Genomic DNA, 474 nt, shown 5'->3' on the forward strand with positions numbered 1-474 from the left:
GCTCTTCCGCTATGGATGCGACTGCTATGCCTATGCGCTGCTTGCCGCCGGCCATATCGATCTCGTCATCGAAAACGGGCTGAAACCCTATGACGTCGGCGGGATCATTCCCGTCATCGAGGGGGCGGGCGGCATCATCACCACCTGGGACGGCGGACGGCCGGAAAACGGCGGTTCGATCATCGCCGCCGGCAGCCGCGCGGTCTACGAGCAGGCAATTGCCATCCTGCAGCGCTGAACCCGGGCTCGGCAAAGCCGATGCCCCAGGTCGGCAAGGCCGATTCTGCTGGCGGCTCGGTTGATCCGGCTCAGGTGCCGAGGGCGGCGACATCATGATTTTCCTCGGCATCGCTGCCGGGGATGAAGGCGTGGAAGGCCGCCAGCGCCGCGGCGCGATAGATATCCCGTTCCTGGAAGATCTCATGGCGGGCGCCGTTGATCGGCACCAACTGGCCGGCGCGGAAATAACGCGAG

At 65.2% G+C, this 474-nt stretch carries 1 protein-coding gene and 1 pseudogene; one reads left to right on the forward strand and one right to left on the reverse strand.

Annotated elements, in window-relative coordinates:
- A partial coding sequence (locus AC5ZG1_RS44295) for an inositol monophosphatase family protein (protein WP_496136555.1) occupies nucleotides 1-238 on the forward strand: 238 nt, incomplete at its 5' end.
- A 70-nt stretch (nucleotides 239-308) separates the two neighbouring features.
- Here the strand turns inward: AC5ZG1_RS44295 and AC5ZG1_RS44300 are convergent.
- Nucleotides 309-474: pseudogene (locus AC5ZG1_RS44300) on the reverse strand (alpha/beta fold hydrolase); the annotation flags it as partial.

The sequence above is a fragment of the Bradyrhizobium sp. Leo78 genome, assembly GCF_059512425.1.